A 13,017-nucleotide genomic window follows, 5' to 3' on the forward strand; every position below is an offset into this window, starting at 1 on the left:
TTTTTCCTGAGAGAGGTTTGTCTTTGCCGAGATTTCGGCGGAGTGTGTTTGCCTAATATTAAACCATTTCCCTGTTTTTCAAGTGGTTTTACAAAATAATATTGGACAGTTGCGCTGCAAATGCACGGCTGTTGGCAGCCAAATTGCCCAGTGCAGGCATTTCGTGTTCGGTTTCGATAATCAGCAGGTTGGCAGGGCGGCGGGTGTGCAGGGACATTTGCATTTCAGCGGGAGAGAAGGGCATGTGATGGCGTTTGGCGAAAGCTTCGGCGCGTTTGTTGGCGGTTTTGAGCATAGGCAGCAGGGTAATATCCAAATGGAAACGGCGTACGCCTAGAACCAAAATACGTGCTGCGAAGAAATCCGCTTCATCAGTAAAAACGTTGGGGCTGCTTTGATTGAAGTCGTGGCGCTCTGCGGCAATCAAAGTCGCGATGGTGCGCACTTGCGGAATCAGGGCTTCGCTGATGAGGCTGTCAGGCGAATCAGGCAAAGTGTGCATGTTGAGCATACTGTGGTGGCTGTTGCTGTCAACGACCATGCGGCAGGTGTGTAACATTTGGGTTTGGCTGTGGATTTTAGTTGAGGCAGTCATGGCTGTATTCCTTATTTCTTAAAAATGGGTGGATTTAAGCGGCCATGATGGGTATAAAAAAAGCCGCTCAAATGAGGCGGCTCTAATTTGCGTATTTTCAACTTGGTCTGTTTCAGACAAGCGCAAAAAAGTACCGCACGTTTGTGTGGTACCAATAGAAGAAAGTAGCAGAGCGTTGCGCGGTTTGCATGATGAAAATACGTCTTTAATCTATAAAAGAATGGAACGTAGTTTAAAACAAGAATGCCAGTAATTTCAATATCCAATCGACAAAACCCACTAATAAATCTACAAGTTGTTGTAATCCTTCCAATTTATTTTCTTTCGAGTGAGTCAAATTTGCACAATTATAATGCAAAACCGGGTGAATTGATAACAATCCGAGCAGGCTCTTTAAACAGACCGTCTGAAAAAAGGAAAGAATGCTTGGTTTTAATTTAAGATGATTTCGTTATATTCGGGAAGGTATTAGGCCGTCTGAACATGCTCGTTCAGACGGCCTTAGATTTAATAGAAACGAGATTTTCAGTTTCCGCTGGAGAGTTTCATCACTACGACGCCGGAGATGATGAGAAATGCGCCGAGCCAGCGGCCGAAGTTGGCGGCATCGTTGAAAAATACAACGCCTACCAAAAATGCCCCTGCCGCGCCTATGCCTGTCCAGACGGCGTAGGCTGTACCCATCGGAATACTTTTTTGGGCAAGGTAAAGGAGGTATCCGCTGCCGACGATGCAGGCAAGCGCGGCGGCAAAGCCATGCCAGCGGTAGCCTTCCTGTTGTGCCAGCTTTAAGCCCAATGGCCAGCCGATTTCCATCATACCGGCTAAGATTAAATAAAACCAACTCATAATATGTCCTGATAGTGTGTTAAGGTTTCAGACGGCCTTGGAAAGATTGTTTTCTTCTGAGAGTTCAACGCGTTGCCCGATATCTTTTGGATTGGAGTATTGTTCGACCAAGCGCGGTACATCGTCCAAACTCATTGCAAACATCCATAAATAAGTGCTGACGGAATAGATATGGCCGGCGCTGCCATAGCCTTTAAGCGTCATGTGTATAAAGGCGAAGCCGAACAATACGCTCATCGCTATGCCGATACTGAGATAGCCTAAGGCTTCGCGGTTGGAAATCAGCACGCGTAGTTTGGCAGCCCAGCCATAGTGGCGGTAGAACTGATGCTTGTTGCCGTCGCGGATAAGGTGGTTATCGCGTTCAAGCCGGTTGTTTAAACGGAAATATAGATTTTCGCTGATGGCGGCAAAACGCGACAGCAACCATAAAAACAGGGCAAGTAGCGCGACAGCCAATACGCCCACCCAAAATTCCAATATCAGCAGCATCATACATGCACCGAAGATGGAGACCAGCGAAGTAGCAGCGATGGGCAGGTGTTCTTCAAAAAAACTGACAAACTCGCGCGATAGGGCAACGCGTGCGGTAATGGCGGAATGCGGTACTTCTCGTTTGCGCTGTTCCAAAACGACCGGGACGGCGATTTCGGTATAGATTTTGGTAAACGTACGCGTATCGGCTGCTCGGCGGGCGGCGCCGACCAGCCACATTAATAAAACCACCACACCATACAACATTGCCTGCCAGACGTTGCCTTCCATAACGGCATTAATCGCCCAGCCGCCAAACACGGGATATACCAGCAAGAGCAGATTATCCAAGCCGACGAGAGAGAAGGTTGTGATGAGTTTGCGGCGGTGTGTTTGACCGATGTGTTTCAACATTTTCCACATGGTTGCCCTCCTTATTTAGTATTGAGGGTTTGCGCCATTAATTCGGCCAACGCGTCCAAATCGGCAAACAGCCGGGCTGCACGTTTTTCACCGAAGGCGGTAAAAATTCGTTTGCTGAACTCCTGCATGTTTTGCACCAATGGTGCGGCAGATTTCTTGCCTTGCTCGGTCAGCGACAATAAGCGTTCGCGTTTGTCTTGTTCGCTTTCGTGAAATGTCAGCAAGCCTTGTTCTGCCAGCGTTTTGCATGTGCCGGAAACGGTTTGCTTGGGCAGGCTCCATTCTTCGCCTATGTATTTTTGAGTGCGGCTGCCTTCGGTAGCCAAAGTGTAGAGAACGGCTAAGGTGTTGTAGTTGGTATTTTGCTGTTTAATCCATTGGTCGAATGCGCTGTCTATGTGGCTGATGCGCATACCGAGTTGATCAAGCTGGTTCATGAAATTGGTCTCAAATTTGACTAATTGGATGCGGATTATAGTCATATTTAGGACTAATTGCAAATAGAAGGCCGTCTGAAACAATCATTTTCAGACGGCCTTGAAAACGTTAAAATAATTAATGTAGAAACGATATATTCAAACTACGATAAACCTAATAAAACCATCTTCAGCACATACGCCATGATTCATTTCTTATCTCAAAATATTTCATCTAAACAAGCCACTGCCATCGGGCTGCTTGCCGTTGCTTTGTGGAGCTTTGTTATTTCACTGATACGCTCTTTGAGCCTGCATATGGGGGCAGTGGGCGGCGCGGCAATGATGTACACCCTGTCCACCGTATTGATTTGGCTGATTTTCGGCCGGCCGTATTTGCGCAATTACAACCGCAGCTATTTGTTTTGGGCGAGCGTGTTTTTTGTCGGCTGCGAATTGTGTTTGTCGCTGTCGGTCGGTTTCGCGCAAAACGCAAGACAGGCGGTGGAAATCGGCATGGTCAATTATTTGTGGCCGACGTTTACCATCGTCGGGGCGGTATATTTCAACAAACAGCCGTCAAAATGGTGGATAGTCATCGGCTTTGTACTGTCGTTTTTTGGAATCGCCACTGTACTGGGGGGCGATGTCGGCTTGTCGGTTTCCGGCATCTACCACAATGTCCGCACCAATCCCGGCGGCTATATCATGGCATTTGTAGATGCCGTGCTTTGGGCGGCGTATTGCACGCTTACGGCAAGGGTGAAAGCAGAGGGCAGCAGCGTTGGCTTCTTCTTTGCGCTGGTGTCGATATTGTTGTGGATCGAATACTTTCTCAGCGGCGCGAATACGTTGAATTTTGATACTGTATCGATCGGCTATGCCGTTGCCGCTGCAGCTTGTATGGGTTTGGGCTATGCGGTGTGGAATATCGGTATTTCGCGCGGCAACCTGACCGTATTGGCCGGCGCATCCTATTTCATTCCCGTATTGTCTGCGGTAGTGTCATCGTTTTTGATTAGCGCGCCTTTGTCCATGACGTTTTGGCAGGGGGCAGGAATGGTGTGCTTAGGGTCGATTGTGTGTTGGTTGGCGACCCGGAAAAAACGGATGGCGTGAGGCAATATCCTATAGCTTTGCGATATAACGAAAACAGCTTTTTTAACAACCAAACATTCTTTCCCATTTTTTTCAGACGGCCTGTTTAAAGTAGCACTCAGTTTGAGAAATCACGAGAAGTAGACAAACTTAACCGCGCTGCCGAATCCGCCGAAACGCTCAAGCTCAACGACATCGGTAGTATCAGTTTCAAAACTCGCCGCTGCCGCATACGAAGCCACCAACCATACTATCGCGGCAGGCATGGTATGCAAAGTCAGCGAAGCAAACAGTTTTGAAATTTAAAAGAAAAGTTGAAATAAAAAAAGGCCGTCTGAACATTCAGACGGCCTGATATTTTATTCAAGTCGAAAATGCTTATGCGCCGTAAACCGGATATTTATTGCACAAAGCAGTTACTTGTTCACGGACTTTTGCGAGGTTGGCTTCGTCTTCGGGATTGGCCAATACGTCGGCAACCAAGTTCGCCAATACGCGCGCGTCGGCTTCGTTAAAGCCGCGTGTGGTCATGGCGGCGGAGCCGATGCGGATACCGGAAGTCACGAATGGTTTTTCCGGATCATTCGGAATAGCGTTTTTGTTGACGGTGATGTGTGCTTTGCCCAAAGCGGCTTCGGCGGCTTTACCGGTGATTTTCATCGGTTGCAGGTCAACGAGGAAAACGTGGCTTTCGGTACGGCCGGAAACGATGCGCAAACCGCGTTTAACCAACTCTTCCGCCATGGCGGCAGCATTGATTTTCACTTGTTTTGCGTATTCTTTGAACTCAGGTTGCAACGCTTCTTTAAACGCTACGGCTTTGGCGGCGATAACGTGCATCAGCGGACCGCCTTGCAGGCTTGGGAAGATGGCAGAGTTCAGCGCTTTTTCGTGGGTATTGTCACGGCACAAAATCACACCGCCGCGAGGGCCGCGCAGGGTTTTGTGGGTGGTGGTGGTGACGAAGTCGCAGAATGGCACTGGGTTAGGATATTCACCGCCGGCAATCAAGCCGGCATAGTGCGCCATGTCGACAAAGAGGTATGCGCCGACTTTATCGGCGATTTCGCGGAATTTTGCCCAGTCGATTTGCAACGCATAGGCAGATGCACCGGCCACAATCATTTTGGGTTTGTGTTCAAGAGCCAAGCGTTCTACTTCGGCATAATCGAGAACTTCGTTTTCATCCAAACCATAAGTAATGGCGTTGTAGAGTTTGCCGGAGATGTTAACGCTTGCGCCGTGGGTCAAGTGGCCGCCGTGTGCCAGAGACATACCCAAAATGGTGTCGCCCGGTTTCAAAACAGAAGCGTACACGGCTTGGTTGGCTTGAGAGCCGGAGTGTGGTTGAACGTTGGCATAGGCGGCGCCAAACAGTTCTTTTACGCGGTCAATCGCTAATTGTTCAACAATATCAACGTATTCACAGCCACCGTAGTAGCGTTTGCCAGGATAGCCTTCTGCGTATTTGTTGGTCAATTGCGAACCTTGGGCTTCCATAACGGCACAGCTGACGTAGTTTTCAGAGGCGATCAGCTCGACGTGGTCTTGCTGGCGCTTGTCTTCTTGGGCGATGGCTGCTGCCAAATCGGGGTCATATTGTGCGAGGGTAACGCTTTTTGAAAACATGTTCTCGATTCCTTTGTGATGGGCTGAAAATATAGGATGGAGTGCTGCGGATTGGTTCAAGATGAACTATTTTTCTTGCATTGTCAACAATTGTGTCGGGTGTTTGGCTTCAGACGGCCTGAGATTGAAGGGTTTATTTGAAAATATCATCTTGTTTTAAATGAAAATCCATTTTTTCCAGAAGCGTGGCTAAATCGGCTTCTGCTTGGGCAGCTTTAAGATTTTTTGCCAGTTCTACCAAGGCTACCGCATTTAATCGTTCTTTCTCCAGCCGTAGGGCTTCTTCGCTGAAGATTTTGATATTGTCTGCCGATTCGGCATTTATTTTTTCAAATGGATAAAACGATTCTTCATGCACGGCCAAACCGTCGGGCAGGGGTGCGGCATGGTTGAAATCGGCATCATTGACCGGCATCCATGAAGGATGGTTCTCAAGCAGGATAAATTGTCCGTCCATGCCGTTGATATGACGGAATAGGGTGGTTCGGCCATTGTGTAAACGCATAAACCCGATTGTATGCCCAAGTCGGCAAGCCGTCTATAAAGCCGTTTCTTTCTATTTTTGGCGCTAACTTATGTTGATATTATTAATTTTTGATGTAAAACAGTTTCGACTTAAAAAAGACTGGATAAAACGCCCGTGTTTGTTATAATGAAGCTAAAGATTGATTCGTCCTAGTTTTTGACAGCAGTACTTTTTTATTTAATTAACAAGAGAGGAAAACAAAATGTTTCCAGAATATCGCGATTTGATTTCTAAACTGAAACAAGAAGATGCACACTTTGCCCGTTTGTTTGACGAGCACAATGAGCTGGACGATAAAATCACTGGTTTGGTTAACAATCCTGTTACCAGCGGTGCCGAAGAGATTGAAGAGCTGAAAAAAGCCAAACTCAAACTCAAAGACGAATTGTATGCCCTTCTGCAAAAAGCAGCAGGCAAATAATTAAAAATTGAATAAGGCCGTCTGAACGGTATGATAGGAATCTCGGATTTCGTTTCATACTGGTTCAGACGGCCTTTTTAGTTGTTTGGTATTTTGTTATTTCTATTAGCACAATTTAACTTTTAATTGTAAATCACTCTTAATTGCATTGAAAACTCTGTTAAGTTTATTTAAAATCTCGAATAATTTTTATTTTGATTTTTAACAAACAAAGTTAAAGAGAAACGATGCAATGAAAACATTCACACTCGCCATTTTGCCTTTGGCGTTAATTAGTGCATTCTCACACGCAGCTGAAGAGAAAGCTGTTGAACAGGCTGAAGTCGATACCGTTTACGTTACTGCTGAGAAGCAGTTGCAACAGTCGCTTGGCGTATCGCGTATTTCTAAAGACGATATCGACAAGCGTCCGGCCGTCAACGATATTTCCGAATTTGTCCGCACCATGCCGGGTGTCAACCTGACCGGCAATACAGCAACAGGTCAGCGTGGCAACAAACGCCAAATCGACTTGCGCGGTATGGGTCCTGAAAACACTTTGATTTTGATTGACGGCAAGCCGGTTAATTCGCGCCAGTCCGAGCGTATCAGTATGCGCGGTGAACGCAATACGCGCGGCGACAGCAACTGGGTGCCGGTTGAGGAAATTGAATCCATTACTGTTTTGCGCGGTCCGGCGGCAACACGTTATGGCTCGGGCGCGATGGGCGGCGTGGTCAATATCGTCACCAAAAAAGTGTCTAAAGAATTTAAAGGCCAAGTCAATCTTTACGCCAATCAGCCGCAAAACAGCAAAGAGGGCGCAACCCGCCGTATCGGCTTTAATTTGAGCGGACCGATTATCCAAGATACTTTGGGCTTCCGCATTTACGGCAACCTGAATAAAACGGATGCAGATGCTGCCGATATTAATGCCGGACACGGCAATGATAGCGCGGCCGGTGTCGAAGGCGTACGCAATAAAGACATTGCAGGCCGTCTGCAATGGAAAATCAGCCCAGCGCAAACGCTGATTTTGGACAGCAGTTACAGCCGTCAGGGCAATATCTACAACGGCGATACGCAAAACAGCAATCCGCGTTCTGCTTTGGTTAATTCTCTGGCCGACGGCAAAGCCGAAACTGCCCGCTTATACCGTTCTGCTTATTCTTTAACGCATGATGGCGCATGGGAATGGGGCGATACCAAAAACGTGATCAGTTATGAGCGCACAGTCAACAGCCACTTGCCTGAAGGTTTGGCCGGCGGTCCGGAAGGTAGCTATACAGGCTTAGATTTTGTTCAAAGCCGTCTGAAAAACCTGCGCTTCAGCAGCGAAGCGAATATTCCGTTTAAACTTGGTGTCGATAATGTGTTGACGGTCGGTGCAGAATTTACTGACAGTAAGTTGGATGATCCTGCTTCCAATAGTCAGGGATTTAAAGACCAAGGTAAAACCGATGCGTTTAACGGTATCTCCGCAACGCGCGGCGGCAAGGCTTCGCAACGTAACTGGGCAGCCTACGTTGAAGACAATATTTCATTGACCGACAAAACCCATCTGATTCCGGCTATCCGTTTTGACCACAACAGCGACAGCGGTAGCAACTGGAGTCCGGCTTTGAACTTCTCGCATCAAATCGGCGAAAATTGGTTGGTCAAAGGCGGTGTTGCCCGTGCGTACAAAGCGCCAAATTTGTATCAAACCAATCCTGACTTTATCCTGTACACACGCGGTCAGGGTTGTCCGCTCAATGCGCCGAACAGTGTCCGCTGCTACTACATGGGCAACAGCAATTTGAAACCTGAAACCAGCATCAATAAAGAGATTGGTCTTGAGTTCAACAAAAACGGCTGGCAGGCTTCCGCGACTTATTTCCATAATGCGTACCGCAATAAAATCGTGATCGGCGACCAGCTTATTGCCACCAGCAATATCGGCAACTGGCTCCTGCAATGGGAAAATACGCCGAAAGCGACTATTTCGGGTATCGAAGGCAACTTGGTGATTCCGTTGCATGACACACTCAAGTGGAGCAACAATTTCACTTACATGCACAAATCCGAAGATTATCAAGGCAATCCATTGTCTTTGGTGCCGAAACACACCATCAACAGCACATTGTCTTGGACGCCGAACGAACGCTTCGATGCCAACCTGACCTTTACCCACTATGGTCGCACTAAGCCGCGTGGCGTGGCGATTAATAGATTGGAACGAGACGGCAATCCTCGTGCAGGCGTGGCAGCGTTGTCTTCCGAACACAGCCAAACCCAAGTCGGCTCTTACGGCATTTGGGGCATCAATGCAGGCTACAACTGGAACAAACGCGTGGCCGTCCGTGGCGGTATCAGCAATCTGTTTGACAAAAAACTGTATCGTACAACTGCCGGCGCACAAACTTACAACGAGCATGGCCGTGCCTTCTACGGCAGTTTGAAAGTATCGTTTTAAGTAGAAGCGTATTAAATCAGGCCGTCTGAAACGCTGTGAAATGAAATCTAGGATTTCTGACACAGGGTTTCAGACGGCCTTTTTGATTTTAAATTTAGAAGCATTTGTTGTTACGGAATTTGCTTCACTTTTTAGAAAGGTAAAAGGGCGACATTCGCCGCCCTGAGAATGCAAACTGCTTATTCGATCCAAGTCACCATTTCTTCAATCGGTTTGCGCGATTTTTTGGTGATTTCTTTGGCGCGATAGCCGAATGTTGCCGCTACGGATACGCTCCATTCGTTGGCATCAAACAGGCCTTCTGCTGCCAATACTTCGTTCATTTTGTCGTAGTTGAAGCCTTCTATTGGGCAGGAATCAATGCCGATGGCTGCTGCGCCTGTGAGCATATTCGCTAAAGCAATATAGGTCTGCTTGCCGCTCCAGTCGAAGAGTGCGCGTTGGTCGTCGGCAATTTTAATGTCGGTTTCTTGGAAGCTTTTGTATCTTGCCAACGCTTTTTCCAGTTGCTCTCCTTGCAGGCCCCTGCGTTCGGCAACACTGCGGAAGAACGGGGTATCGTAACGGGCATTTTTCTTGGCAAGGATAATCACCAGATGGCTGCAGTCGTCCAGTTGGAATTGCATCCCCCAGCTGAAAGGCTTGATTTTCTCACGCAGGGCTTTGTTTTGAATCACCAAGAATTTCCATGGCTCAGAGCCGACAGAGCTTGGGGAGAGGCGGGCAAATTCTAAAATCGCTGCAAAATCTTCTTGGCTGATTTTTTTGTTGGGATCGTAACAACGGGTGGAGCAGCGATTTTCGAATACTTGCAGCATTTGTTCGCGTGTAATTTGATTCATCTGGTTTTCCTAATAAATGAAGATGTTATTCCAATATCCGGTTCCTTTTGAGGCATCATTACCGGCATAACCTTAAGGAGGAAACAGGCTGGGGCAACACCATGTTAAATCAAACCTGACGGTCAGGCTATCTTTAAATTCTGAATTTCGCAAAAAAAATTCGATAAATATCAATATCAATACGAAAAGGCCATCTGAAACTTTAAACGTTTAAAGTTTCAGACGGCCTTTGATTTCAAATCCTGATTACAGATGAGGGTTCATCAGGTTTTCCGGGGAGAGGATGCGGTTGAGTTCTTCTTCGCTCAACAGACCGCGCTCCAGTACGACTTCGCGTACGCCTTTGCCGGTTTGGGCGCAGATTTTGCCGACCAAGTCGCCATTGCGGTGGCCGATGTATGGGTTCAGATAAGTGACCAAACCGATGGAATTGAAGACGTAGTGTTCGCAGATTTCGCGGTTGACCGTAATACCTTTGACGCATTTGTCGAACAGGTTGACAGCAGCGTTGCCCAAGAGGGAAATGGTTTCAAACATACATTGGGCGATTACCGGTTCCATAACGTTCAGCTGCAACTGACCTGCTTCGGCTGCGAAAGTGATGGTGGTGTCGTTGCCGATGACTTTGAAGCAAACTTGGTTGACGACTTCAGGAATCACGGGATTGACTTTGGCGGGCATGATGGAAGAACCGGCCTGCAATTCAGGCAGGTTGATTTCTTTCAAACCGGCGCGCGGACCGGAAGAGAGCAGGCGCAAGTCGTTACAGATTTTGGACAGTTTGACGGCTGTGCGTTTCAATGCGCCGTGTACCATCACATATGCGCCGCAGTCGGAGGTCGCTTCGATGAGGTTTTCAGTCAGTTTGCAAGGCAGACCGCTGACTTCGGAAAGTTTCTCAACGACCAAAGCCGCATAGCCTTTAGGCGTATTCACGCCCGTACCGATGGCAGTGGCGCCGAGGTTGACTTCAAGCAGCAGGGAGCGGGTGCGGTCGAGGTTGAGGATTTCTTCTTCCAACAATACTTGGAAAGATTGAAACTCTTGGCCGGCAGTCATTGGTACGGCATCTTGAAGCTGGGTGCGGCCCATTTTCAAAACGTCTTTAAATTCTTCGGCTTTGGCGGCAAAGGCGTTTTTCAGGACGGCTAGTTTGTCGAGCAATTCGCCGATGCTGTAATATACGGCAAGGCGGAAGCCGGTAGGGTAGGCGTCGTTGGTGGATTGGCTGGCGTTGACATGATCCATCGGATTGACGATGTCGTAGTGGCCTTTTTCGTGTCCCAAGACTTCCAATGCGAGGTTGGCAATGACTTCGTTGGTATTCATGTTGACCGAAGTACCTGCGCCGCCTTGATAAACGTCGGATGGGAATTGGTCGAGGCAGCGGCCTTTGACCAATACTTCATCGCAGGCTTTTTCGATGGCGGCCGCGATTTCCGGCTTGATGGCACCCAATGCGCCGTTGGCTTGCGCAGTGGCTTTTTTAACCATGACCATGCTGCGGACAAATTGCGGTACGTCGGAAATTTTTTGTGTGGAAATTTTAAAGTTTTCAATGGCACGCAAAGTATGGATGCCCCAATATACTTCAGCAGGGATCTCGCGGTCGCCCAGTAAATCGTGTTCGATTCGTACAGTCATTTCTCTTACCTTCTCGTATAGTTGTGTTGGTGTGCATTATGCGTTTGGAACATTAGCCCAGTTCGGCAAGATTGTCCAGTTAATAAGGCTTAATCGTCAGGATGAAAGCGCGCCGCTTCGCGTTCCTTGGCAACTGTATCTTTGTCTTTCAGCTTTGCGCCCAGGCCCAACATTTTTTCGTATTCGGATTGCGGCGTGCCGTCCTCTTGCATACCGAACGCGCTGGCGTTGACCCAGAGGGCGAGTAGGGAAACGATAATGGCGAAAAAGCCGACGATATACCAAAACATTTTTTTCTTCCTTGTGTGTCTGCGTGTGCAGATTGTTGTGGTTTGTAAAGATGTGAATGTAGCACAAACGCGGTTGGGTTTAAATTCTTCTCCTGCATCCTTTCATTGATTTACCTGTAAGTGTTTAGAAAGGAAAAGGCCGTCTGAAAAGTAAGACTTTTCAGACGGCCTTGAGGCTTTGTCGAGAAGATTAGCCGCCGCATGCGCCGCAGCAACCGCCTTCGCTGTGACCGCCGCGTTTTTCTTCGTTATTGATAACGGGCAGTTCGGTTTCTTCGGTTTGCTCTTTTTTATCTTCAGGCAAATCGTTTACTTTGATTTTGTTTTCTTCGGCCATGATACATCCTTTCAATGGATTGAGGAGTGGAAAGATTCATAAAGATAGCATCTTTAAGCGGATAAACCAAGCAGCACAAAACTGCCTTGTGATAATGCCATGACTTGGAACAATAAATTTGCTTGTAAAAGCGTTCAGGCCGTCTGAAAATTCCAAAGAGGAGTGTTGGTTTTTATGGTTTGAAATGGCAGCAGAAAGATTTAAGAATGCTTGATCTGAAGGGATAAACTGACATTGATTTCAAAAAACAATACAATGTTATCATCATCTGGAAACAGCCAATTTATCGGAGTATATATGTATTCATACCACAGCGAACGCCATTTCAGCGACCGCAACAACTGGCTTCGGGCAAGCGTATTGGGTGCCAATGACGGCCTGATTTCCACTGCCTCACTGTTAACGGGCGTAGCCGCAGCCGCGCCAGATTTCCAAACCCTGCTGTTGACGGGCGTTTCGGCGCTTATCGGGGGCGCGGTGTCAATGGCGGCGGGGGAGTATGTTTCTGTGTCCAGTCAATCGGATACGGAAAAAGCCGATTTGCACAAAGAACGCTACGAATTGGCAAATAATCCTGATGCGGAGTTGGAAGAGCTGACTGAAATTTACCGCCGTCGCGGTTTGTCCGACCCGCTCGCCGCAGAGGTGGCCAAAGCATTGATGGAACACGATGCGCTCGCCGCCCACGCTCGTGATGAAATCGGCATTACCGAAACCTCTGCCGCCCAACCCATGCAGGCCGCGCTGGCTTCTGCCGCTTCATTTTGTGCCGGCGCGATTTTGCCTTTACTGGTCGCGTTGACGGCTTCTACCGCCATTGTTCCGGCCTTGGCAGTTTCCACTTTATGCGGACTGGCCGGACTGGGTTATGTCTCCGCCAAACTTGGTGGCGCGCCTGTCGTTCCTGCCGTTTTGCGCGTGTGCTTATGGGGCGTTGCGGCATTGGTGATAACCGGATTTATTGGAAAACTGGCAGGCGTGGCTGTCTGAATGTAAGGCCTTATATTCTTTTAAACCTGTATCCAGTAAAATTGAAAAT

General features: G+C 48.0%; 15 protein-coding genes. 4 read left to right on the top strand and 11 right to left on the bottom strand.

Annotated elements, in window-relative coordinates; genetic code table 11:
* Window positions 1-88 precede the first annotated feature (88 nt).
* From ACTHSQ_RS00735 to ACTHSQ_RS00750, 4 genes are all read right to left on the bottom strand, one after another.
* Window positions 89-595, bottom strand: coding sequence for a hypothetical protein (locus tag ACTHSQ_RS00735; protein WP_003685697.1), 507 nt, complete (start codon window positions 593-595; stop codon window positions 89-91).
* A 525-nt stretch (window positions 596-1,120) separates the two neighbouring features.
* Window positions 1,121-1,444, bottom strand: coding sequence for a DMT family transporter (locus tag ACTHSQ_RS00740; protein WP_003685754.1), 324 nt, complete (start codon window positions 1,442-1,444; stop codon window positions 1,121-1,123).
* A 27-nt stretch (window positions 1,445-1,471) separates the two neighbouring features.
* On the bottom strand, window positions 1,472-2,341 hold the full coding sequence (locus ACTHSQ_RS00745; RefSeq protein WP_440370930.1) for an ABC transporter six-transmembrane domain-containing protein: 870 nt from the start codon (window positions 2,339-2,341) through the stop codon (window positions 1,472-1,474).
* 11 nt (window positions 2,342-2,352) lie between these two features.
* Window positions 2,353-2,778, bottom strand: a complete 426-nt coding sequence (locus ACTHSQ_RS00750; protein WP_250590117.1) for a MarR family winged helix-turn-helix transcriptional regulator — start codon at window positions 2,776-2,778, stop codon at window positions 2,353-2,355.
* Between the two features lie 183 nt (window positions 2,779-2,961).
* On the opposite strand from ACTHSQ_RS00750, the gene yddG reads away from it, so the two are divergent.
* On the top strand, window positions 2,962-3,876 hold the full coding sequence (yddG, locus tag ACTHSQ_RS00755; protein WP_440370931.1) for an aromatic amino acid DMT transporter YddG: 915 nt from the start codon (window positions 2,962-2,964) through the stop codon (window positions 3,874-3,876).
* Window positions 3,877-3,986: 110 nt separating this feature from the next.
* Here yddG and ACTHSQ_RS00760 read toward each other — a convergent pair whose 3' ends face one another.
* From ACTHSQ_RS00760 to ACTHSQ_RS00770, 3 genes are all read right to left on the bottom strand, one after another.
* Complete coding sequence (locus tag ACTHSQ_RS00760; RefSeq protein WP_283122182.1) at window positions 3,987-4,121, bottom strand: hypothetical protein; 135 nt, start codon at window positions 4,119-4,121, stop codon at window positions 3,987-3,989.
* 112 nt (window positions 4,122-4,233) lie between these two features.
* Complete coding sequence (gene glyA / locus ACTHSQ_RS00765; RefSeq protein WP_107768970.1) at window positions 4,234-5,484, bottom strand: serine hydroxymethyltransferase; 1,251 nt, start codon at window positions 5,482-5,484, stop codon at window positions 4,234-4,236.
* A 133-nt stretch (window positions 5,485-5,617) separates the two neighbouring features.
* A complete protein-coding gene (locus tag ACTHSQ_RS00770) occupies window positions 5,618-5,989 on the bottom strand; it encodes a hypothetical protein (RefSeq protein ID WP_036473017.1) in 372 nt (123 codons plus the stop codon).
* A gap of 223 nt (window positions 5,990-6,212) precedes the next feature.
* On the opposite strand from ACTHSQ_RS00770, the gene ACTHSQ_RS00775 reads away from it, so the two are divergent.
* Window positions 6,213-6,431, top strand: coding sequence for a YdcH family protein (locus ACTHSQ_RS00775; protein ID WP_003685475.1), 219 nt, complete (start codon window positions 6,213-6,215; stop codon window positions 6,429-6,431).
* Window positions 6,432-6,663: 232 nt separating this feature from the next.
* Window positions 6,664-8,865 (top strand): FepA family TonB-dependent siderophore receptor, encoded by a 2,202-nt coding sequence (locus ACTHSQ_RS00780; protein ID WP_440370932.1) that lies wholly within the window; start codon window positions 6,664-6,666, stop codon window positions 8,863-8,865.
* A gap of 179 nt (window positions 8,866-9,044) precedes the next feature.
* Here ACTHSQ_RS00780 and ACTHSQ_RS00785 read toward each other — a convergent pair whose 3' ends face one another.
* The 4 genes from ACTHSQ_RS00785 to ACTHSQ_RS00800 all read right to left on the bottom strand — a co-directional run bounded on the left by ACTHSQ_RS00785 (window position 9,045) and on the right by ACTHSQ_RS00800 (window position 11,978).
* Window positions 9,045-9,707, bottom strand: coding sequence for an NAD(P)H-dependent oxidoreductase (locus ACTHSQ_RS00785; RefSeq protein ID WP_440370933.1), 663 nt, complete (start codon window positions 9,705-9,707; stop codon window positions 9,045-9,047).
* Window positions 9,708-9,953: 246 nt separating this feature from the next.
* Window positions 9,954-11,351, bottom strand: a complete 1,398-nt coding sequence (gene aspA, locus ACTHSQ_RS00790; protein ID WP_440370934.1) for an aspartate ammonia-lyase — start codon at window positions 11,349-11,351, stop codon at window positions 9,954-9,956.
* Window positions 11,352-11,440: 89 nt separating this feature from the next.
* Entirely contained in the window at window positions 11,441-11,641 is a 201-nt protein-coding gene (locus ACTHSQ_RS00795; protein WP_003685538.1) for a hypothetical protein, read from the bottom strand.
* A 190-nt stretch (window positions 11,642-11,831) separates the two neighbouring features.
* Window positions 11,832-11,978, bottom strand: coding sequence for a hypothetical protein (locus tag ACTHSQ_RS00800; protein WP_003685706.1), 147 nt, complete (start codon window positions 11,976-11,978; stop codon window positions 11,832-11,834).
* Between the two features lie 297 nt (window positions 11,979-12,275).
* On the opposite strand from ACTHSQ_RS00800, the gene ACTHSQ_RS00805 reads away from it, so the two are divergent.
* A complete protein-coding gene (locus ACTHSQ_RS00805; protein WP_049328983.1) occupies window positions 12,276-12,968 on the top strand; it encodes a VIT1/CCC1 transporter family protein in 693 nt (230 codons plus the stop codon).
* The last annotated feature ends 49 nt before the right edge of the window (window positions 12,969-13,017 follow it).

Source organism: Neisseria sp. P0009.S008 (genome assembly GCF_051958615.1).
GTDB classification, from domain to species: Bacteria; Pseudomonadota; Gammaproteobacteria; order Burkholderiales; family Neisseriaceae; genus Neisseria; species Neisseria subflava.